The 20,797-nt window shown below is 51.6% G+C and carries 17 protein-coding genes and 4 tRNA genes; 12 read left to right on the top strand and 9 right to left on the bottom strand.

Annotated elements, in window-relative coordinates:
* Positions 1-83 precede the first annotated feature (83 nt).
* The 5 genes from BIT28_RS08775 (at position 84) to BIT28_RS08755 (ending at position 5,718) form a co-directional block, all read left to right on the top strand.
* Positions 84-1,445, top strand: coding sequence for a Na+/H+ antiporter NhaC family protein (locus tag BIT28_RS08775; protein ID WP_075763222.1), 1,362 nt, complete (start codon positions 84-86; stop codon positions 1,443-1,445).
* Positions 1,446-1,794: 349 nt separating this feature from the next.
* Positions 1,795-3,468, top strand: coding sequence for a bifunctional UDP-sugar hydrolase/5'-nucleotidase UshA (gene ushA, locus BIT28_RS08770; protein WP_075763221.1), 1,674 nt, complete (start codon positions 1,795-1,797; stop codon positions 3,466-3,468).
* 125 nt (positions 3,469-3,593) lie between these two features.
* Positions 3,594-4,079: a Cys-tRNA(Pro) deacylase gene (gene ybaK, locus BIT28_RS08765; RefSeq protein ID WP_075763220.1), complete on the top strand. Its 486-nt coding sequence runs from the start codon at positions 3,594-3,596 to the stop codon at positions 4,077-4,079.
* Positions 4,080-4,101: 22 nt separating this feature from the next.
* The gene (locus BIT28_RS08760) at positions 4,102-5,022 is read left to right on the top strand and encodes a LysR family transcriptional regulator (protein WP_075763219.1); all 921 of its coding nucleotides are present in this window, start codon (positions 4,102-4,104) and stop codon (positions 5,020-5,022) included.
* A gap of 81 nt (positions 5,023-5,103) precedes the next feature.
* Positions 5,104-5,718, top strand: a complete 615-nt coding sequence (locus tag BIT28_RS08755) for a LysE family translocator (RefSeq protein WP_075763218.1) — start codon at positions 5,104-5,106, stop codon at positions 5,716-5,718.
* Between the two features lie 66 nt (positions 5,719-5,784).
* Here the strand turns inward: BIT28_RS08755 and smrA are convergent, their stop codons facing one another.
* Positions 5,785-6,366: a DNA endonuclease SmrA gene (smrA, locus tag BIT28_RS08750; protein WP_075763238.1), complete on the bottom strand. Its 582-nt coding sequence runs from the start codon at positions 6,364-6,366 to the stop codon at positions 5,785-5,787.
* A 123-nt stretch (positions 6,367-6,489) separates the two neighbouring features.
* The gene (locus tag BIT28_RS08745; protein WP_039460702.1) at positions 6,490-6,630 is read right to left on the bottom strand and encodes a DUF3149 domain-containing protein; all 141 of its coding nucleotides are present in this window, start codon (positions 6,628-6,630) and stop codon (positions 6,490-6,492) included.
* Between the two features lie 357 nt (positions 6,631-6,987).
* On the opposite strand from BIT28_RS08745, the gene BIT28_RS08740 reads away from it, so the two are divergent.
* The 4 genes from BIT28_RS08740 (at position 6,988) to BIT28_RS08725 (ending at position 7,761) form a co-directional block, all read left to right on the top strand.
* Positions 6,988-7,064: transfer RNA gene (locus tag BIT28_RS08740), tRNA-Pro, on the top strand.
* 155 nt (positions 7,065-7,219) lie between these two features.
* A tRNA-Pro gene (locus BIT28_RS08735) sits at positions 7,220-7,296 on the top strand.
* A 156-nt stretch (positions 7,297-7,452) separates the two neighbouring features.
* Positions 7,453-7,529, top strand: a tRNA-Pro gene (locus tag BIT28_RS08730).
* 155 nt (positions 7,530-7,684) lie between these two features.
* Positions 7,685-7,761, top strand: a tRNA-Pro gene (locus BIT28_RS08725).
* A gap of 450 nt (positions 7,762-8,211) precedes the next feature.
* On the opposite strand, the gene BIT28_RS08720 is transcribed toward BIT28_RS08725, so the two are convergent.
* Entirely contained in the window at positions 8,212-9,075 is an 864-nt protein-coding gene (locus BIT28_RS08720; protein WP_075763217.1) for a TraB/GumN family protein, read from the bottom strand.
* Between the two features lie 189 nt (positions 9,076-9,264).
* Positions 9,265-12,360, bottom strand: coding sequence for a copper-translocating P-type ATPase (locus BIT28_RS08715; protein ID WP_075763216.1), 3,096 nt, complete (start codon positions 12,358-12,360; stop codon positions 9,265-9,267).
* 222 nt (positions 12,361-12,582) lie between these two features.
* On the opposite strand from BIT28_RS08715, the gene cueR reads away from it, so the two are divergent.
* Positions 12,583-12,978: a Cu(I)-responsive transcriptional regulator gene (gene cueR / locus BIT28_RS08710; protein ID WP_075763215.1), complete on the top strand. Its 396-nt coding sequence runs from the start codon at positions 12,583-12,585 to the stop codon at positions 12,976-12,978.
* 76 nt (positions 12,979-13,054) lie between these two features.
* Here the strand turns inward: cueR and BIT28_RS08705 are convergent, their stop codons facing one another.
* The 4 genes from BIT28_RS08705 to tesA form a co-directional block, all read right to left on the bottom strand.
* Complete coding sequence (locus tag BIT28_RS08705) at positions 13,055-13,909, bottom strand: co-chaperone YbbN (protein WP_075763214.1); 855 nt, start codon at positions 13,907-13,909, stop codon at positions 13,055-13,057.
* Between the two features lie 499 nt (positions 13,910-14,408).
* Entirely contained in the window at positions 14,409-15,236 is an 828-nt protein-coding gene (locus BIT28_RS08700; RefSeq protein WP_075763213.1) for an SDR family oxidoreductase, read from the bottom strand.
* A 221-nt stretch (positions 15,237-15,457) separates the two neighbouring features.
* Entirely contained in the window at positions 15,458-15,736 is a 279-nt protein-coding gene (locus tag BIT28_RS08695; protein ID WP_075763212.1) for a hypothetical protein, read from the bottom strand.
* A gap of 80 nt (positions 15,737-15,816) precedes the next feature.
* A complete protein-coding gene (gene tesA / locus BIT28_RS08690) occupies positions 15,817-16,419 on the bottom strand; it encodes a multifunctional acyl-CoA thioesterase I/protease I/lysophospholipase L1 (protein WP_075763211.1) in 603 nt (200 codons plus the stop codon).
* On the opposite strand from tesA, the gene BIT28_RS08685 reads away from it, so the two are divergent.
* A complete protein-coding gene (locus BIT28_RS08685; protein WP_075763210.1) occupies positions 16,418-17,092 on the top strand; it encodes an ABC transporter ATP-binding protein in 675 nt (224 codons plus the stop codon). The genes tesA and BIT28_RS08685 overlap by 2 nt on opposite strands.
* On the top strand, positions 17,089-19,539 hold the full coding sequence (locus BIT28_RS08680; RefSeq protein WP_075763209.1) for an ABC transporter permease: 2,451 nt from the start codon (positions 17,089-17,091) through the stop codon (positions 19,537-19,539). The genes BIT28_RS08685 and BIT28_RS08680 overlap by 4 nt, the downstream gene beginning before the upstream one ends.
* Before the next feature lie 67 nt (positions 19,540-19,606).
* Here BIT28_RS08680 and BIT28_RS08675 read toward each other — a convergent pair whose 3' ends face one another.
* On the bottom strand, positions 19,607-20,500 hold the full coding sequence (locus BIT28_RS08675; protein ID WP_075763208.1) for a TIGR01777 family oxidoreductase: 894 nt from the start codon (positions 20,498-20,500) through the stop codon (positions 19,607-19,609).
* Positions 20,501-20,797 lie beyond the last annotated feature (297 nt).

The raw sequence follows: 20,797 nt of genomic DNA, 5'->3' as shown, positions 1-20,797 counted from the left end.
ATGTTTAGACGTCTAGATGTTGACACATCCAGAGTGACACTCTAGTCTAGGGCAAATTCTAAAATAGATGTCCTGTAGTCATCATGTCGAACACAACACAATCACATAATTCTGTTAATACGCCGTCGGCACTGGCGCTGCTGCCGCTTGGGGTATTTCTTTCACTTTTTATTGGGGTCGGAAGCTACCTGACCATGCAGGGGGTAGATTTTGCGTTCTATCAGCTGCCTGCTCCGGTTGCGGCTCTGCCTGCTGTTATCGTGGCCTTGCTGCTGAGCAAAGAGAAACTCAACAAGGCCATTGAACAATTCCTGCGCGGTGTCGGTCATAGCGATATTATCGCGATGTGTATGATCTATTTGCTGGCCGGTGCGTTTGCCTCGGTCGCCAAAGCTACCGGTGGCGTTGACGCGACGGTTAACCTGGGTTTGTCGATGCTGCCTGCCAGCATGATCCTGCCTGGGATTTTTGTTATATCAGCATTCATCGCGACAGCGATGGGGACCTCGATGGGCACCATTGCGGCTGTTGCGCCAGTTGCTCTGGGCATTGCTCAGGCCGCCGGTATGGATGTGGCGTTAACGGCTGGTGTGGTACTGAGCGGTGCGATGTTCGGTGATAACCTGTCGATTATTTCGGATACTACGATTGCTTCAACCCGCTCGCAGGGCTGTCAGATGAAAGACAAGTTCCGTGAGAATATCCGTATTGCACTTCCGGCTGCCATCATTGCCGTTGTGCTATTCATGTTCAGCAGTACGGCAACAGAAGTACCGGCAGCAACCGAGGTTGAGTGGCTGAAGGTGCTGCCTTATATCACTATCCTGGTACTGGCCGTTTCGGGGATGAATGTCTTTGTCGTTTTGAGTATTGGTATTCTGCTGGCGGGTGGTGTCGGGTTGTTTGCTACGCCTGAGTATAGCCTGGCGTCTTATGGCAAGGATATTTATGCCGGTTTTGGCAACATGCAGGAAATTTTCTTGCTCTCGATGCTCATTGGCGGCATTAGTGAATTAATGCGCCAACAGGGTGGCTTGGCTTACCTGACCCAGTTGATTAGCCGTATTATCCGCGTATTTAGCAAAGCGCACACGCAAGGGCAGAACCTGCGGGCCAGTGAGTTGGGTATTGCCGGTTTGGTCAGCCTGACTAACTGTTGCACGGCCAACAACACTGTCGCCATTATTGTGTCTGGCGGTGTGGCCAAAGAGCTGGCTGTGGAAAATGGTGTGACACCGCGCCGCTCGGCTAGCTTGCTGGATATCTTCTCTTGCGTGATCCAGGGCGTGCTGCCATATGGCGCACAGGCGCTATTGCTCGGCTCGGTATTCGGCTTGTCGCCGTTAGAGGTAGTCAGCCATTCGTACTACTGTTTCTTCCTGGCGATTGCCGCTATCGTTGCCGTGTTTGTCAAACATCAATCTCGTCAATTAGCTAATGCCTGATTATCGGGCTATGTAAATGATAAAGCTATAAAAAAAGCCCAAAAGTGTATCAAATGCCTCGCAACTGCGAGGTATTTTTTGGCGCGTTATCAGGTGTTAGTGAAAATTTATTGCTTGTATGGTGATCTGGTCAACAGTTTTATGAAATCAACAGAAAACTGATCATCGTTTAATTTAAACTTGCGCTTATTGAAACAATATAAACAGCTACTTATACCTTCCCAAGGATGAGTGGTAGCGAGTGGTAATGCTAAGCGAAAGAGTAAAAAAGCCCTTTTGAACTTGTCGCGAAAGGACAGCTCCCGCACCGCTTGGCATCATAATAATATTATTGGTTAAGGGGATCCCCATGAAGCAACGCTTATTTGCCAAAACAGCATTAACAGCTGCGGTACTGGCTACATTGTCTGGCTGCGCAAGCCTGGCCGACAGTACGGCTCCGTCTTGGCAGGCTGACGAAACGTATAAACTGACCATTCTTCACACCAATGACCACCACGGTCGCTTCTGGCAGAACAAATACGGTGAATACGGCATGGCGGCGCGTAAGACACTGCTTGACCAGATCCGTACCGAAGTGGCGGCTCAGGGTGGTACAACGTTGCTTCTATCTGGTGGTGATATCAATACCGGTGTTCCTGAGTCTGATCTGCAGGACGCAGAGCCTGATTTCAAAGGCATGAACATGCTGGGTTATGATGCAATGGCATTGGGTAACCATGAATTTGACAACCCGCTGGAAGTACTGCGCAAGCAGGAAGAGTGGGCAGAGTTCCCGATGCTGTCGGCGAATATCTACGATAAAGAAACGGGCGAGCGTCTGTTCCAGCCGTATCAGATCTTCGAGCAGCAGGGCATCAAGATTGCCGTGATCGGCTTGACAACGGAAGATACTGCCAAGATTGGTAACCCTGAGTACATTGGCGGCGTTGATTTCCGCGACCCTAAAGCAGAAGCGAAAAAGCTGATTGCTGAGCTGGAAGAGACTGAAAACCCAGATGTTATCATCGCGGCGACTCACATGGGTCACTACGAAAATGGTAACCGCGGCGTGAATGCGCCGGGTGATGTTGCGCTGGCTCGTTACCTTGAAGAAGGCGATCTGGACATGATTGTAGGCGGCCACTCGCAAGAGCCTGTCTGCATGGAAGGTCCGAACATGTACAACAAGAACTTCAATCCGGGTGATGAGTGTCAGCCGGATCAGCAGAACGGCACCTGGATTGTTCAGGCGCACGAGTGGGGCAAATACGTTGGCCGTGCTGATTTCGAGTTCAAGAACGGCGAGCTACAGATGGTCAGCTATGATCTGATCCCTGTGAACCTGAAGAAGAAAGTGAAGCTGGCAGACGGCAGTAAGAAGCGCGTGTTCATTGAAGACGAGATTGCTCAGAACGAAGAAGTGAAAACATTCCTTCAGCCTTACCAGGAGCGCGGTCAGGCTCAGCTGAACATTAAGATTTCTGAGTCAAACGGCAAGCTGGAAGGTGATCGTAACGTCGTTCGCTTCAAGCAGACTAACCTGGGCCGCCTGATTGCCGCTTCTCACATGCAGCGTGCGAAAGCCGACTTTGCGGTAATGAACTCTGGCGGTGTACGTGATTCAATCCCAGCTGGCGATATCACTTATAAAGACGTTCTGACTGTACAGCCGTTTGGCAACATCGTGACCTATACGGATATGAGCGGTAAAGAAATCATGGACTACCTGAATGTAGTTGCGACTAAGCCTGTTGATTCAGGCGCCTACGCGCAGTTCTACGGCATTTCTATGACTGTTCAGAACGGTCAGGTAAGCAATGTGAAAATTGGTGGCAAGCCGCTAAGTCTGACTGATACCTACCGTTTCACTATTCCTAGCTTCAACGCGGCAGGTGGTGACGGCTATCCAAAAGTAACTGGTCACCCAGGCCACGTTAACACCGGCTTTGTGGATGCTGAAGTTCTGAAAGAGTACCTGCAGGCCAACAGCCCGATTGATGTGAACAAATACGCACCTAAGGGCGAGATGGTTTACAAGTAACCCCTCTTGCTAACATGTCTTAGAGATATGTTATGACGCTAAGCCCCGGTCGTGTACCGGGGCTTTTTTATTGTAGATAGGTTGGATATATTGATCCCCTATGTGTTAACCGTCCAGAGAAAACGATGACGCCAGCAATCAACCTCGCGAAAAAGCAAAAAATCAATTACACCGTTCACCAGTATGACCATGATCCGGCCAACACGAACTTTGGCCTGGAGGCGGCAGAGGTGCTCGGTCAGGATCCTAACCGGGTGTTCAAGACGCTGTTATTTTCGCTGAATGGTGATCCGAAGAAGCTGGCGGTCGCGATTGTACCGGTTGCCGGTATGCTGGATTTGAAAGCGGCAGCCAAGGCCGCAGGTGGCAAGAAGGCAGATATGGCCGATCCTCAAATAGCCGAGAAGACGACTGGTTATATTGTCGGAGGCATTAGTCCGCTGGGGCAAAAAAAGCGCCTGCCGACCTTTCTTGATAAATCGGCCGAGCAGTTCGACACTGTCTGTGTGAGCGCCGGGCGACGTGGCTTGGAGATTGAGCTGGCACCGGCTGATCTGCTGTCTCTGACCCGGGGTAGCTTTGCACCGATAGCCAAAACCACCAACGGCTAGTCTACTGTAGTCAGGCTTTGTTATGGATAAGCACACGAATCTCAATTTGCTTCGTACTCTTCAGGTTTTGCTCGATGAGTGCCATGTCAGCCGCACGGCTGAACGGCTCTATATTACTCAGTCGGCAGTGAGTCGCCAGCTCAACCAGTTGCGGGAGTTATTTAATGACCCCTTGCTGGTGAGAGACGGAAACCGCCTGCTGCCGACCCCCAAGGCCGAGCAGCTTAAGCAAAAGCTGGATGGGGTACTGGCCGATTGCCAGTCGTTGTTTGCCAGCGATGACTTTGATCCGGCGCAGTGGCAGGGAAAAGTCGTACTGTCGTCATCAGATTATGTGGCTCAATATATTTTACCTGACATTGTGGAGCAACTTGAGCTGCGGGCCCCAAAGCTTTGCCTTGCCTATCAGCTTTGGTCGCCGGAGCTGTTCGCCCGGTTGGCTGACCTGGATATTCAGTTGGTCTCTACGATGTTGCCCGAGATCCCGTCAGGGTTGTGCGGCCGATCTATCGGCGCGGACTACCCGGTATGTGTCATGCGCAGTGATCACCCGCTGGCAGCAAAAGCCTCATTGACTGTCGATGAGTTTGTGCAATATAACCACCTAAGGGTGTCTGGCGGGGGAGACAAGGACAGCTTTGTCGATCACAATCTTGCCGAGCAGGGGCTTACCCGGAATATTCAGTTTTCTGTTCCGTTTTTCGGTTCTGCTTTTCATACGATTTGCCGCACTGACATGCTGATGGTGATCCCCGAGCATATTGCCATAAACATGAAGCGCCTGTTCCCGATCACCTATGTGTCGCTGCCGATTCCCGCTCCCGAGCATAGATACTGGCTGTTGTGGCACCCGAGGTTTGATAGCGATCCTGCTCACAGCTGGTTAAGAGAGCAGGTGTTAGGTGTGATGCGCAGTTCGATGTACTCCATCAGTATGACTTAAAATCATAACTGTGATGATTTATTTTGATTTCAGGTAATAGCATTTGGCTGTTACCTTGAATGTCAGCTTAAGGAGTAAAAGATGACATTCAGTATTTGGCTTTCGTTATTAATGATTTGCATGCTTGGGGCGATGTCGCCGGGGCCGAGTTTGGCCGTGGTCGCAAAGCATAGCTTGGCCGGAGGACGGTTGCATGGTGTGGTGACGTCCTGGTCGCATGCCCTGGGGGTTGGCGTCTATGCCTTGCTGACCTTGCTGGGCCTGGCCGTGGTGCTCAAGCAGTCACCGATGTTATTTTCGGTGATTACCTATGCCGGTGCTGCATATCTTGCGTATTTGGGCGTGAACGCATTGCGTTCCAAAGGCGGCGTTGCCGCAAAACTGGCGGCAGGCAAACAGGTTGACCTCAAGACAGCTGCCCGTGACGGATTGATGATTTCACTGCTCAACCCTAAACTTGCCTTGTTCTTTCTGGCTTTGTTTAGCCAGTTTGTTGCAGTCGGCACCGAGGTAACCAGCCGGGCGGTGATTGTTGCCACACCACTGTTGGTAGATGGACTCTGGTATACCCTGATAGCGTTTGTACTCTCTAATCCCAAGGTGCTGGACAAGTTGCGTTCGAAGGCTCAGTTGATCGACCGGTTGTCAGGCGTGGTGCTGATTTTGCTGGCTGTGCGGGTCGTTGTAATGGCGTAATTGGATTTTGTCGTAGCAAGAGGAGCCAATGGCTCCTCTTTGCCCTTGGAGTGAATGGCCTACCGGCTAGTTCTGCCGCTTTTGGTGTCGTTCACGGTTTTCTAGCTTGCGTTCCGGGCTTTTCTTGAGCATGACGTACAAGGCTCCATTCCCGCCATGTTGTCGCAGGGCAGAGTGAAAGCACATAACATCGGAAATTTGCTCCAGCCAGGTAGCGACATAGCTTTTCATAAGAGCTGGGGGATTTGAGCGTTCACCTTTCCCATGGACGATGATCACTGTGCGGATATCCATGCGCTGGCATTGCTTGAGAAAGTGCAGGATTTCATCACGGGCTTGTTTGAGTGTCTTGCGATGTAAATCCAACCGGGCCTGGAGATCGTATTTACCCAGGCGAAGCTTGCGAAAGACCCCTTCCTGAACGCCATCACGTTTAAATTCAACCATATCATCTGGCTTGAGCATTTTGGCGTAATCGAGCGACAGATATTCGGGATCGCTGTCCGACAGGGTTTGAGCGGCAAGTCGGCGAGCGATATGCGCATCAGTAACCTGATGTTTATGAACAGTTTCTACTTGGTCTTGTTTGATTGGCGAGACATCGGCCATCATCTCACGAAAGAGATCGAGTTCATCGGAATCTGACATGGTGGTACGGAGTTTGACTATGGTTAAACTGATTATAACCATTTCACTCCGGCACAAAAAGAAATCCAGGGTCAAGACCGACACTTTGACCCTGGTGCAAGCAAATTAGTTTGCTAATTGGCTCTAGTGAGGAGAAGGTGCCGATAGTGCTTTGTAGACAAAGTAACCACCGAAAAATAACATTAATCCCAAGGCTCCGAAGATCACGATCATTGAAGACAGTCCAACGGCATTGCCAAATAGGAGATCTAGCCAAAAATCCATGTTAAGTCCTTTAAGTCGTGGGATAGTGGCTACACGATACCTAATGCAACAAAAATGTTATGATGATCTGGATCAATGGTAGGCGCATTGTTTAATAACTGTTCTAAAGATGAGTCTGAGATCACTTAACTGTTAGTTTTTCCTGGGTTTTGATGCTTAGATAAGCAAACGAATTGAGAACGGAAAAAAATCCGGCGTAATACTTGCGTAAATTTAACTTGCGAGTATTATAAGCGGCCTCAGCAATGATACTGCTGATGATTGTCGGTGAATAGCGCAGTCTGGTAGGGCATCCTGATTCTAGGAATAGCGGACCAGAGGCGACCCTCGGCGGGGTACACCAAAAGCCAATTTAGTCGGTGAATAGCGCAGTTTGGTAGCGCATCTGGTTTGGGACCAGAGGGTCGGGGGTTCGAATCCCTCTTCACCGACCACTCTTCAATCTGCTGGGTACAGCCGGGCAGAATCATCGGATACGATGTTAAATATATACATTCGGTGAATAGCGCACTTTGGCAGAGCATCCTGATTTTAGGAATAGCGGACCAGAGGGCGACCCTCGGCGGGGTACACCAAAAGCCAATTTAGTCGGTGAATAGCGCAGTTTGGTAGCGCATCTGGTTTGGGACCAGAGGGTCGGGGGTTCGAATCCCTCTTCACCGACCACTTTTCAATCTGTTGGGCATCGCCGGGCAGATACCATCGGATACGATGTTAAATATATACAGTCGGTGAATAGCGCACCTTGGTTGGGCATCCTGATTTTAGGAATAGCGGACCAGAGGGCGACCCTCGGCGGGGTACACCAAAAGCCAATTTAGTCGGTGAATAGCGCAGTTTGGTAGCGCATCTGGTTTGGGACCAGAGGGTCGGGGGTTCGAATCCCTCTTCACCGACCACTCTTCAATCTGCTGGGTACAACCGGGCAGAATCATCGGATACGATGTTAAATATATACATTCGGTGAATAGCGCACTTTGGCAGAGCATCCTGATTTTAGGAATAGCGGACCAGAGGGCGACCCTCGGCGGGGTACACCAAAAGCCAATTTAGTCGGTGAATAGCGCAGTTTGGTAGCGCATCTGGTTTGGGACCAGAGGGTCGGGGGTTCGAATCCCTCTTCACCGACCACTCTTCTAAAGCCTCGTCATTTGACGGGGCTTTTTTGCATCTGTTTATTGGTGGTGAATAGTGCAGTTTGGCAGCGCATCCCAAGCTCTTTGGAATAGCGGACCAGAGGGTTGGGGGTTCCCTAAGACCTTGATTGGGATCTTGAATTGGCTCTTCACCAACCACTCTTCTAAAGCCTCGTCATTTGACCGGGGCGCGTAGCCGGGCTTTTTTGTATCTGTTTATTGATGGTGAATAGCGCAGTTTGGCAGCGCATCCAAGCTCTTTGGAATAGCGGACCAGAGGGTCGGGGGTTCCCTAAGACCTTGATTGGGATCTTGAATTGGCTTTTCACCGACCACTCTTCTAAAGCCTCGTCATTTGACCGGGGCGCGTAGCCGGGCTTTTTTGCATCTATTTATTGATGGTGAATAGCGCAGTTTGGTAGCGCATCTCAAGCCCTTAATTTCCTCATTCACATTGGGACTTTTCACCTTCTGTCAGCCGCTTGAGGGTAAAGCCCTGCTTTTCCAGTAGCGTTGGTAAGCCTTGATCACCGAGCATGTGCATCGCACCGACAACGACAAGGTAGGTCCCCTTTTGGTAGCTTGCCTTGTTGGTCAGCTGATTTGCCCAGTCACGGTTGCGCTCGAAAATCAGTTTCTCTTCGGTTTCGTCTGAATATTGGCTCTCTTCCATCAAGGACAACTGGTGTTGGAGATCGCCAGCTTTCCACGCTGAGACAAGGCAATTGAGCTCCGTTTGCATTGCACTCCATTCACGGATAGTACTGAGCAGGAGGTCCTCGCCATAATCAGGCAAATTTTCCATAAGGGCTACTTGCTGGTTGACGCTCTCGAGTTCCAGAATAGGAAGCTGCTGTTGCTGTGCTCTTTGAAGAAGGACGACATCAACACCCTGGAGCGGACTCAGTCCTGCCTGCGATACCATGGCCATTTGCAGGTTCATGGCTGTCAACCAGGGCGGGCTATGAATCAGTGACAGGTAGGGGAGTTTTGCCTGCTTGGCGATATCAGACAGTATTTCTTTATCATTATTGTCGAGCAGACTACCTGATGTCGGAATATCCCGATTGATAGTGACATCACTGGATTCAAGAATGTTTGCCTCGACAACCAAGCCGTCAGCTTCGGGCCAGTAGTCGAGAAATGCCTGAGGTAACGGGTAGAAATCTTGTTCCCCGGCATGAATTGAGCCTAAAAGAACAAACTGACGCTGTGAATCCTTGGCCAGCCAGGCCAAGGGTTCAGCGATTGCACTGGTCGTTATAAAAGGCAGTAAGAGCAGCGCTTTGGATAAAATAGACTTAAACATGATCACCGTAGCGAAATGAGACAGATAACTGATTGGGTTATATCAGTTATCTGTAATTATGGCTAACAGCAGAGGTAGTGGATGCGGGGTTGGCCGATAAAATCCAGCCGTTAGCTCTTGGTGGCAGGGTGCAACCAGAACCACCAGACAATAAAAGCGATGGCAGCCAAGCCGATAAGGGCAATCATATTAGTTCTCCTGATTGTCGGGTTTGAATAGCCGTAGCCGGTTAGCATTGCTGACAACCGTGATAGAGGATAATGCCATCGCAGCTCCGGCAATAACCGGGCTGAGCAAGGCACCAGTCAACGGGAATAGTATGCCTGCGGCAACCGGGATCCCCAGGGTATTGTAGATAAATGCGCCGAACAGGTTCTGTTTCATGTTCTTTAAGGTTGCAGCAGATAGCTGAAGTGCATCGGCAACCCCATGCAGAGAGTGGCGGATCAGTGTCAACTGGGCACTTTCAATGGCCACGTCGCTACCACTGCCCATCGCAATACCGACTTCGGCCTGCGCCAACGCCGGGGCATCATTGATACCGTCACCGACCATAGCAACGCGTTTGCCTTGCTGTTGAAGATCGGCAATTTTTGCGGCTTTGCCGTCAGGCAATACACCGGCGATCACTGTATCTATACCTGCCTGGCGAGCAATTGCCCTGGCGGTGGTTTCGGTATCACCGGTCAACATAACCACATCGAGCTTCATGTTTTTCAGTCGGTTGATAGCCGCGACGGAATCCGCTCTTAGCGGATCGCTGACGCCCAATATTCCTGCCAGCTGATTGTTGATGGCCACATAGATAGGGGTTGCTCCCTGGCTGGCAATGGCTTCGGCATCCACAGCTGCCTGACCAATATCTAGGTTGTTTTTCGTCATCAACTTTTGGTTACCGAGTGCTAGCTGGTGTCCGTCGACAGTTCCTACAACGCCGAAGCCGGGCATTGCCTTGAATTCGGACTGGGCTGACAGAGGCAGCTCACGAGTTGCGGCTGCATTGACGATCGCCTTGGCAAGCGGGTGCTCGGAGCCTTGCTCCAGGCTGGCAGAGAGGGCAAGCAGGTGATTTTCGCTGGTGCCGTAGCTACGGCAGTCGATGACCTGAGGCTTGCCTTCTGTCAATGTACCTGTTTTATCGAGGACTACCGTATCGATACCGGCAGCAACCTGCATCGCTTCAGCATCACGGATTAGCACACCGTATTCTGCGGCTCTGCCAACCCCGACGGTGACCGACATTGGCGTTGCTAATCCTAACGCACACGGGCAGGCAATGATCAGCACCGTAGTTGCTGTGACCAGCATATAAATAGAGGATGGTGCCGGGCCAAAGTAATACCAAACCATGGCCGTTAAGATGGCGATGATCATCACTGCAGGGACAAAAATCGCCGAGATGGTATCTGCCAGGCGGGCAAGCGCGGGTTTACTGCTCTGGGCCTGACGCACTAGGCTGATAATTCGTGCCAGCATGGTGTCGTTGCCGATTTGTTCGGCACGAAATAGCAGGCTGCCGTCCTGGTTGATGGTACCGGCGTGAAGTTTGTCGCCTTGCTGTTTGTTGGCCGGAAGCGGTTCACCGGTCAGCATCGATTCGTCGAGGTAGCTCTGTCCGCTTTCGATGGTGCCGTCGACAGGAACCTTGGCACCGGGATACAGGCGAAGCAACATACCGGTTTGCACTTCAGCAAGAGGCACTTCCTGCTCACCTTCTTGGCTCACGACAATGGCTGTCTGAGGCTGAAGATCAATCAGTTGCTCGAGGGCTTTCGAGGTGCGGCTCCGGGCTCTGGCTTCGAGGGCATGGCCTAGGGTGATGAGGCCGAGGATCATCGCGGATGCCTCGAAATAGACATGCCGGGCTTGCATCGGGAAGATATCCGGAATGATGACGACCAGCATCGAGTAGAGCCAGGCTGAGCCTGTGCCGAGGGCGACGAGGGTATCCATGGTGGCCCGATGGTGCTTAAAAGCTTTCCAGCTATTGGTATAGAAATGCCGTCCGATGGTAAACAACAGTAAGAGTGTCAGCAGGCCGACGAGCCCCCAGCTGATCTGGCTGCTGGTGGACGTGATCATCATGCTGCCACCAAAGACTCCCCAGGCCATCATCGGGATCCCGGCACCGAGGGCAATAAACGCATTGCGCAGGTGGCGTCGGAAGGTTTGTTCGTTTTGCTGCTGTTGCCGCTGACGGCGGCTTTGTTCATCCTCGCTCTGCTCAGCACCGTAACCGGCATCGGTAATTGCTGTAATAACGTCTTCTACCTGAGCCTGCCCTGAAACAAGGGCCATTCTTTCAGCAAGGTTTACATTGGCACTGTCTACACCGGGAACGGCGAGAATCGCCTTTTCAACAGAAGCGACGCAACTGGCACAGGTCATGCCGGAAAGCAGCAATTGGGTGGTCTTGCCCTCATTGGCTGGAGCATGTTTGCTGTAGGCTATGGGGGCCATGTTTTCTATTGGTTTATCTGATGGTACAACTGGTTCTGGCGTCCGTTTATCATCAGCCTGTACCTGCTGTGCCGAGAAACCAAGTTCTTCAATAATGGCGATGAGCGTATCTGAATCGGCATAGGTAGTGATTTCTGCCCGTGTTTTGCTTACCTCATACGCAGTGATCTGCGGGTGTGCGTCCAGTGCCTTGTTTACTTTAGCCACACATTTTCCGCAGCTAAGTCCAGACAAGGTGAGTTCGACGACTTGCGCGTCAGGTACGCGGTAACCCGTTTGCTCGATGATAGCAATGGCCGCTTCTCTTGAGAGAGAGCCTGTGAGTTCGGCCTGTGTTTTAGTGACTGAGTAGCTGTCTATCAGGGGATTGTCAGAGAAAGCGGCTTCAAGTTTAGCCACGCATTTTCCGCATGAAAGGCCACTTAGCTGCAGGGTATGATGCTGGCGCTCAACAACCTGGTAGCCGAGGTTCTCGATCACAGCCGTTAAGGCCTGCTCGGTGATGGCTCCGGTAACTCTTGCCTCAGTTTTGCTGACGGTGAAATCTGCAATTTGCGGGTTGGCGGCAAACTCAGATTCGACTTTTTTTACGCATTTGCCACATGACAGCCCTGCTAAAGGCAGCGAGTGCGTGTAACCGGCTTCGTAGCCCAGTGCTGTGATCGCACTGATAAGAGGGAGAAGCTCGGTGTCACCGCGAACAATTGCTCGCCGGGTATCAACATCGGCAGATTCAATGCCGGGCAGGGCGGTTAAGGATGCCTTGATTTTTCCCGCACAGTTCATGCAACGAACCTTGCCTAGCGGGAGGGTAAATTCAGCCATGTGTCTTTCCTTAGCGATGATTCAGACAACAACCAACAGGCGGTCTATTTCGTCATTTCATTTAATGATGCCCTGAGAATAAACCTTCCATCAAGTGGAATGTCAAAGGCTATTTGACTTTGATGTGGCCCCTTGATTGAGCGACTGTACCAGAGCTTGATTTTGCCTGAGAAATGGCTGAATAATAGAATTATAACCTTCCAGAAACTGTAAGGATGAAATGTGAATATTAGTGATGTTGCCAAGCAAACCGGGCTGACCGCCAAAACGATTCGATTCTACGAAGACAAAGGGATCATTACGGCGCCGTCACGGGCCAGTAACGGTTATCGCAGTTATAGCCAGAATAACATCAATGAATTGCAGCTGATCCGCCGCTCAAGACTGGTCGGGTTTACCTTGGATGAGTGCCGTGAGTTACTGGATTTTTCACGGGATCCCCAGCGACGAAGTGCAGATGTGAAAGCCAAGGCCGAGCAAAAGCTTACTGAGATTGACGATAAAATCGCCGAGCTGATAGAGATGAAAACCACCCTTGAGGCGTTGACGAAGCAATGCCCTGGCAACGACAGCGCCCGCTGTCCGATCATTGAGGGATTGTGCCAGCACACAAAATAAACGGTAGCTTGGGGAGATATGACAAAGCCGCGATGATTATCGCGGCTTTGTGGTGTGAAGCGTTGTTTCTTTGCGATCAGTACAGTAGCGAATAAAGCTGGCGGCGGTACTGGCTGGCAACTGCATTGCCCTGACCCAGCGCCGATAGAATATCCATCATGCTCTTTTTCGCATTGCCGTCGGCAAAGTTCATGTCTTTACGCAGAATGTTAATCAGCAGCTCCAGAGCATCTTGTGAGCGGTCTACCTGGCTGTACTGGACAGCCAGCTCGTAGGCTATCTGGGTATTTTCCGGAGCGGCAGCAAGCTGCTCTTCAAGATGGCGGATTTCTGGTGAGTCACTGGCTTGTCTATGCAACTCGAGTTTGGCGATCAGGCTTTTATACTTGGCATCCTGATCCTGCATCGGAATAGTTTCCAGCAGGGCTTCTGCCTCGTCGTGTTGCGAGGTTTCAACCAGACACTCGGCAATAGCCAGAGAAATAATGCTGTTTTGACCGAAATGGGCTGACAGTTCACGCAGAACAGGCAGGGCCTGGTCGTATTGCTGGCTATCAACCAGCGCCAACGCCTGTTTTAGCTGTAGCTCTTCCTGGCTTGGCAGGTGCTTGCTCAGCATGGTGCGCAGGCTTTCTTCAGTCTGTGGTCCGGCGGCACCGTCAGCCGGCTGACCATTTTTGAACAATGCAACGGTTGGCAAACCGCGAACACCAAATTGAGCTGCAACCATCTGCTGGCTTTCGCAGTCTAACGTCGCAAGGACAAGCTGTCCCTGATATTGCGCTGCGATTTTTTCTAAGATGTTGTTAACTTCTGCGGTTTCAGGCATCGATGGCGCCCAGAAACTGATCACAACCGGCGTCTGCATAGATTGCTCGATAACCTGCTGCAGATTCTGCTCGTTAAGTTCGATCGCTAGTTTTTCATACATGTTGCTGCTCTTTATTTTAGTGGCCTCTGTAGTTATTTATGGGGTTAATGGCTGAAAAATCAAGAGGTATTATGTTTATCGCGACAGGCAGGCAATAAAAAAGGAGAGCCGCGCTCTCCTTTTTAGGGTTGTAATGTCAACAATAGGGCAAGTGTCACACAGACACAGAGAATATTAATTTGACGCAAAGTCATGACGGAACCTGGTTATCTATTCTGGTATTTCAAGGCGATGAGTAGGCTCTGCAAGGGCCTCTTTCAACTTACCTGACTAAGATAACGATTTAATATGACACAAATATTACGTTAGTTGTCTTTTCTGGCCAATTTCTTCAATTTAGGGCGCTAAGCAATGTTTTTGCTATTTGAGGAGGCTGAATCGTGGCTTTTTTGATCTGTGATAGGTGTGTTTTATTTCATATTTCAAAGCAGGAAAGGATCAAATACCGACATATCGAAGCCGTTTTATCGACGTTGCCGGTATATAGACGGGTTTTTCTTTAATTACTTTTGCTTAGCAGCTGATCCAGCCAGGAGACAGGCAGGACCCGGCGCAGGAAGCCAAAAATATGGGTTGGCTGGGTGACATAGTAACGAGGCTTGGGGCGTTTGCTGTCAATGATTGCCTGCAGGGGACTCAGAACTGCGTCTGGTGCCAAGGTGAACTTGCTTGATGGCGACGATTTGCCCAGCCTGTCGAGGGTTTGCTGGTAACTGACATGGTGGCGGGAGGCTGCCATATCAATGTGTTGTTCGAACTTGAGTTTGGCATTTTCCCTGAAATGACTTTCGATAGGACCTGGCTCGATCAGGCTGACATGAAGTGGCGTATCCTGTAATTCGAGGCGCAGGGTGTCGGTATAACCCTCGAGGGCAAACTTGCTCGCATTGTAGGCTCCGCGATACTTCATCGCTACCAATCCAAGCACCGAACTGTTCTGGACAATCTTTCCGCTGCCCTGTTTGAGCATGATCGGAATCACGGCTCGTGTGAGCTCGTGCCAGCCGAACAAGTTGGTTTCGAACTGTTGTCGCAAGGCCTGTGTCGGTAGGTCTTCGAGGGCTCCGGGCTGGCCATAGGCGGCATTGTTGAATAACACATCGATACGTCCTCCGGTTAATGCCAGGCAAGCCTCAATACCCTGTTTGATCGAATCCGTATCGTCGAGGTCAAGCTGGATACAGTTCAATCCCTGTTGCCGAAGGGCTGTAATATCATCTGGGTTCCGACAACTGGCAACAACGGTATAGCCGTCCTTGTGGAGCTGTTCAGCACAGAATCGGCCTATGCCGCTGCTGCAACCGGTGATTAGGATGGTCTCTTTCATTCTTGTTCCTTTAGCGCGTGTCCCGAAATCTATGGTATTGAGAATAAAGGTTCATACCCTCGATGCCTAGCCTAGAAACCAAGGATTTCTCGCTGAAAAAGTATCTTGAGGTTATTGGGGGGGGGATAAAAAAGGACAGCCAGGGGCTGCTACCTGGCTGTTCATTTTGGATTTGAGCGCGTGATCATTGTCCACCCCTTAGCTGCCGGGTGCTGAATGTCTTAGTTCGCGACTGATGAGCCGTTGATATCAACGATATTGCAGTTCTTTCCGCCCAGCTTGACACAGGTCTCGATGGCAAGCTTCTGCGCTTCCTGAATATCTCGGGCTCCCCAGGCCGCACCGGCGATTTTATTGGTGCCAATGGCGTAGGCTTTGTTGTCTGATTGCAAACGGTAGTCTTTATACAGTCCGTAGGTACCCGGATCGGCACTTTGACAACCACTGATGCCAAAAGCAACTGCGATGGCTGCAAAAATTAAGCTATTTCCCTTCAACATATCCACTCACTTACTTTCTTGTTTGTAAACAGTAAGAAGCTTAGTCAATAAAAATGTACAGCAATAAAATTTCAAACTTTTTAATGAAGATACGGAGTAAGCTCAGATGCCACAAACTGGGCTATCCATGGCTGGGCATCCGGCTTGGGATGCAGGCCGTCTTCCATCATCCAATCTTGCTTGAGAATGATTTTTTCGAGGAAAAAAGGCAGTAGCGGCGCATTGTATTGTTTGCTCAACTGGGGGTATATCTTGCTGAAGATCTCGCTGTAGCGCTTGCCGTAGTTGGGCGGCACATGGATTTGCATCAGCAGGGCGGTTGCACCTTCGTCATGGATCCGGGTGATCATTTGGCCGAGGTTATTGCGTATAGTAGAGGGAGAGAAACCGCGCAGGCCATCATTCGCGCCCAGCTCGATAATGACGTAATCTGGATTATGTTGTTGTAATAAATTGGGTAACCGCGCCAGGCCGTTGCCCGTGGTATCACCAGAAATGCTGGCATTTACAACGTTTATTGAGTGTCCCTGCTGCGCCAGAACCGGCTCCATCAGAACCGGCCAGCTCTGTTCAGCACGCATTTGGTACCCGGCACTCAGACTATCGCCGACAACCAGCAAAGTGTTGCTGTAGGCGTTTAGCGAGAAAACAACGAACAATAAAACTGAAAGGAATCGCATCATGTCAACTTCCGTGATTAAGGCTGTATCTGTATCCAAACAGGTGACGACGGCATCATCGTCGCTCACCATTTTGCAGGATGTTTCCCTTGAGGTCGAGCAAGGAGAGGCAATTGCGTTAGTTGGCGTCTCCGGTGCAGGTAAATCTACGTTGATGACGCTGCTGGCGGGACTGGATGTACCAACCGATGGTGAGATCGAACTTCTCGGCAGGCCTCTGTCCCGACTTGATGACGAGGCCAGGGCGGCATTGCGTAGTGATTCGATAGGCTTTGTTTTTCAGAGTTTTTTGCTTATTCCGTCGCTCAGCGCACTGGAAAACGTGATGCTACCGGCAATCATCAAGGGGCAGGACGGGGATGAGCTTCGCGCAGCGGAGCTACTGTCCCAGGTTGGGCTTGAAGGGCGCGAGAGCCACCTGCCGTCACAGCTCTCTGGCGGTGAGCAGCAGCGGGTTGCATTGGCAAGGGCGTTTATGACTCGTCCTCAGGTGTTGTTTGCCGATGAACCGACTGGCAACCTCGATCAGCATACTGCCGCGACGGTGATTGACCTGCTATTTGCCCTCAATCGTGATCACGGCACCACCCTGGTACTGGTGACCCATGACCCGCAGCTGGCACAACGCTGTGATCGTATATTACGTATCCAGGGCGGAAGTGTGGAGGCAGCATGAGTGAATTGAGTGAGGCGAACCAGGTGGCGAGACCACGTAAGCAACCTTTGTTGCTGAAATGGAGCTGGCGCGAGCTGTGGCATGGACAACTATGGCCGGTTGCGGTGGCATTAACCTTGATTATTGCCTGTGTCTTTGCGTTGTCGGCGCTGGTGGTGCGGGTTGAGAAAATTATGGTTGATCAGGGGCGAACTATGATTGCTGCCGATCTGGTCTTTCGCTCGGCCAATCCGCTGGAGCCACCGCTGCTTGAGCAGGCAAAGGCATTGGGGCTGACGATGTCACAACAAACTCGCTTTGGCACCATGGCCTTTAGTGAGCAGGAAATGCAGCTGGTCAGCGTGAAGTCCGTCGGCAGTGACTTTCCGCTCCGCGGCGAGCTGGTGCTGAAAGGCGCAGGTGTTCGTCACCGGGTGCAGCCGGGGGAGCTGTGGCTGGCAGAGCGGTTGTTCTCCTTGCTGGCGGTTAAGCGCGGCGATCTGATCACCATCGGGGATGCCGAGCTTACGGTAGCCGGAAAGATCACCCAGGAACCGGAGCTTTCATTCAATCCGTTCAGCCAGATGCCGGCGGTGTTAATTCATAACAGCGATCTGGCTAAAACCGGGGCAGTACAGCCGGGAAGCCGGGTACAGTTTCGCGCCTATTTCAACGGTCCGGACGATAAGCTTAGGCAGCTGCAGCAGGCTGTTGAGCTCCAGCCCGGTCAGCGCTGGATCAGCGAGACCACGCAGGGACGAACCGGAGATATGATCGAGCGAGCCAGGCAGTATCTGTCCCTGACACTGATCCTGGTGATTTTGATGGCGACAGCGACCCTGGTGCTGACTTGCTGGCACTACACCTCAACCCGCATTGAGGCGGTTGCGATGATGAAAAGCCTCGGGGCGAGCAAGCGATGGTTGTGGCAGTGGCTGGCACGGCAGTTAAGCCTGCTGTTCGCAATTGCCGCCGTTGCCGGGCTTTCCATCGGCTGGCTGCTCGAGTTTTTGTTGCGGCTTCCGCTGTCGGATGTGCTGCCCGATCCGCTGCCGGAGAGTGGTTTTACTCCGGTGTTTGTCAGCCTGACCGTTGCGTTGCTGGTCGCGATTCCCGGTCTGGGGATCTCTTTGTTGCGGCTGGTAGATGCGCCGGCTATTTCGGTGATCCAGCAGCAGGTCGACTGGCCGGTTAAACGTCAGGGCAATGCCCTGGTGTTGTTGCCTGTGGTTGCGGCCCTGATATGGTTCGGCAGCAACAAGTTTATGTGGCTGACACTGGCCGGACTGGCGGCCTTGCTGGGGATCCTGGCACTGCTGGGATTATTGGTGGTTGCTCTGCTTCGGCGTGGGAAATGGGGCGCGGCGATCAAACTGGCGCTGAGCCGGATAAGCCGGAGCCCGTTGGCAACCGGGGCGCAATTGGCCGCTTTGACCAGCTCGCTGATGTTACTGGCGGTGATTTGGCTGCTGAGAACCGACTTGCTGGCTGACTGGCAACAAACCCTGCCAGCTGATGCCCCCAACGTCTTCGCGTTGAATATTAGCCCTGAGCAGCAACAGGCATACCTTGATGAACTCGACCGCAATCAGGTCGTGCGCTCTGAGGGCTACCCGGTGATCCGCGGTCGTCTGATTGAGATTAACCAGCAAGACTTGCTGGCTGGGACGAGTCAGGGTGAGGAGCGGGATGAATCGCTCCGGCGAGAGCTTAACTTTACCTGGCGTGACACCTTACCGGTACATAATACATTGCTTGAAGGGGAATGGAGCGATAGCCGTGGAGTGTCCGTGGAATCAGGGATTGCGGGGCGGCTCGGGATCCGTTTGGGGGATGAACTGACCTTCAATGTCAGTAGCCAGCCGTTTAGCGCCATGGTGACCAGTATTCGCCTGGTTGAGTGGCGTAATATGCGGCCGAACTTCTATTTTATCTTCACCCCGGATGTCATGGCAGAGCTGCCGGCTACCTGGTTGGTCAGCTACAGGATCGACGCTGATCAGAACGCGTTGATCAACCAGCTGGGACGAGACTATCCGACAGTGACCCTGCTTGATCTGAGAACCATGGCTACCCGAATCCAAGCTATCTTGCAGCAGGTCTCTCTGTCGCTTTCCGTGTTGGCGGTACTCGGGGTCAGTAGCGGTTTGTTGTTGGTGCTAACCTTGCTAAGGCTCAGCCTGTCGCAACGTGAGCAGGAAATTAAGCTTTACCGCACTCTGGGGGCAAGCCGGAAACGGATCTCGGCGACAGTGTGGGGCGAGTATGGTCTCATGGCATTGATTGCCGGGGTAATGGCCGCTGCCGGGGCTGAATCCGTGGTTGCGGCCTTGCTGAAGTGGGGATTTGAGCTGCCGGTTATTGGACACCCGTGGTTATGGGTGATGCTGCCTCTGTTATCGTTAGGGCTGGTGGTGATCATTATCCGCTCGATGATCAAGCGCCTGCTAATGCCGCTGAAAGGTTAGGTCAACACGCACTAAAACAAGAGCCTGGGTTGATAACCTAGGCTTATCATTTTCATCGACTGATGTGTTAACTCAGTGTCTCTTCTAATGCGTGCTCGAGCTTGGGAAAGCTAAAATGGAACCCTTGCTCTTGCAGGCGGCCCGGTAACGCCCGCTGACTGTCGAGTAGCAGCGTCGAGGATTCGCCCAGTCCCATTTTAAGCAACCATGCCGGCGTCTTGAGAATGTGGGGGCGATGTAATACACGCGCCAGAGTCTGGCTAAACTCTTTATTGGTGACCGGGTTGGGGGCGGTAAAATTGTAGGCCCCGCTGGCTTCGGGATGCTTGAGCAGAAACAAGATCCCCTTGACCATATCTTGCATATGGATCCAGGGAAAATACTGCTCGCCGGAGCCGATAGGTCCGCCTAACCCTAGCTGATAGGCGGGCAGCATTCGCGCCAGTGCGCCACCTTGCTTGGCCAGGACTATCCCTGTTCGGAGCAGACAGACACGGGTCTTTTCCGACTGGGCGGCAAGTGCCTCTTCTTCCCACTTCCGGCAAACCAAGTGGGCAAAATCGGCGTTGTTTACCTCCAGGCTTTCATCAAAACTTGCTGATTTTTGATCGCCGTAGATCCCGACGGCCGATCCGCTGATAAATGTGTGGGGCGGGTTAGTGCTGGCCTTGATTTTTTCGACCAGCTTGCGGGTGATATCCCAGCGGCTCTGGCAGATCACCTCTTTTTGCCTGTCACTCCAGCGTTTGTTGACAATTGGCTCGCCCGCCAAGTTGATGACAACATCAATATCATTAAAGTCTGGCAACTCGTCCAGACAGGTAATGACCTTGATATGGTGTCCGAGTTGCTGGTAGGCACGGTTGGGATTTCGACTGAGTACCACTAAATGTTCATGGTTAAAGTGCGGAAGGAGTGCTTTTCCGATAAATCCAGTACCACCAGTAACTAATATCTTCATTCCATCCATTGTCCTATTACCGAAAAATCAGAGCAAAACACGACCTAGCTGAAAGAATTCAACTCACTACAAGTATAAACGATTTAGGGAATAGTACTTCAATCAACGGCTTGAGAGCGGCTGACAGAGTGGTGGAAAAGAGAAAAGTCCCACTGTCCGGAGCTTGCTGCGCCTATGGTAAATGCAAGGTTTTTTACAATGAATATTCAATAATGTGCCTAGCTTCTCGACTTACGGAATAAAGTTTGTTTCCAAATGTAAATGACCAGTAATGTATTAGTAACAGGAAAGTGGTAC

This window comes from Photobacterium proteolyticum, assembly GCF_001939735.1.
GTDB classification, from domain to species: domain Bacteria; phylum Pseudomonadota; class Gammaproteobacteria; order Enterobacterales; family Vibrionaceae; genus Photobacterium; species Photobacterium proteolyticum.
The sequence above is the reverse complement of the archived record's forward strand: the minus strand, read 5'-3'. Positions and strand labels throughout refer to the sequence as shown.

What these genes read in the sequence shown, in the direction of transcription:
- smrA (WP_075763238.1), bottom strand. Translation starts at nt 6,366, where the DNA reads ATGTCAGATTCCGATGAACTCGATCTCTTTCGTGAGATGATGGCCGAT.
- BIT28_RS08695 (WP_075763212.1), bottom strand. Translation starts at nt 15,736, where the DNA reads ATGTTGAAGGGAAATAGCTTAATTTTTGCAGCCATCGCAGTTGCTTTT.
- ybaK (WP_075763220.1), top strand. Translation starts at nt 3,594, where the DNA reads ATGACGCCAGCAATCAACCTCGCGAAAAAGCAAAAAATCAATTACACC.
- BIT28_RS08680 (WP_075763209.1), top strand. Translation starts at nt 17,089, where the DNA reads ATGAGTGAATTGAGTGAGGCGAACCAGGTGGCGAGACCACGTAAGCAA.
- BIT28_RS08760 (WP_075763219.1), top strand. Translation starts at nt 4,102, where the DNA reads ATGGATAAGCACACGAATCTCAATTTGCTTCGTACTCTTCAGGTTTTG.
- BIT28_RS08715 (WP_075763216.1), bottom strand. Translation starts at nt 12,360, where the DNA reads ATGGCTGAATTTACCCTCCCGCTAGGCAAGGTTCGTTGCATGAACTGT.
- BIT28_RS08720 (WP_075763217.1), bottom strand. Translation starts at nt 9,075, where the DNA reads ATGTTTAAGTCTATTTTATCCAAAGCGCTGCTCTTACTGCCTTTTATA.
- BIT28_RS08775 (WP_075763222.1), top strand. Translation starts at nt 84, where the DNA reads ATGTCGAACACAACACAATCACATAATTCTGTTAATACGCCGTCGGCA.
- ushA (WP_075763221.1), top strand. Translation starts at nt 1,795, where the DNA reads ATGAAGCAACGCTTATTTGCCAAAACAGCATTAACAGCTGCGGTACTG.
- BIT28_RS08700 (WP_075763213.1), bottom strand. Translation starts at nt 15,236, where the DNA reads ATGAAAGAGACCATCCTAATCACCGGTTGCAGCAGCGGCATAGGCCGA.
- BIT28_RS08675 (WP_075763208.1), bottom strand. Translation starts at nt 20,500, where the DNA reads ATGAAGATATTAGTTACTGGTGGTACTGGATTTATCGGAAAAGCACTC.
- BIT28_RS08745 (WP_039460702.1), bottom strand. Translation starts at nt 6,630, where the DNA reads ATGGATTTTTGGCTAGATCTCCTATTTGGCAATGCCGTTGGACTGTCT.
- BIT28_RS08685 (WP_075763210.1), top strand. Translation starts at nt 16,418, where the DNA reads ATGTCAACTTCCGTGATTAAGGCTGTATCTGTATCCAAACAGGTGACG.
- tesA (WP_075763211.1), bottom strand. Translation starts at nt 16,419, where the DNA reads ATGATGCGATTCCTTTCAGTTTTATTGTTCGTTGTTTTCTCGCTAAAC.
- BIT28_RS08705 (WP_075763214.1), bottom strand. Translation starts at nt 13,909, where the DNA reads ATGTATGAAAAACTAGCGATCGAACTTAACGAGCAGAATCTGCAGCAG.
- BIT28_RS08755 (WP_075763218.1), top strand. Translation starts at nt 5,104, where the DNA reads ATGACATTCAGTATTTGGCTTTCGTTATTAATGATTTGCATGCTTGGG.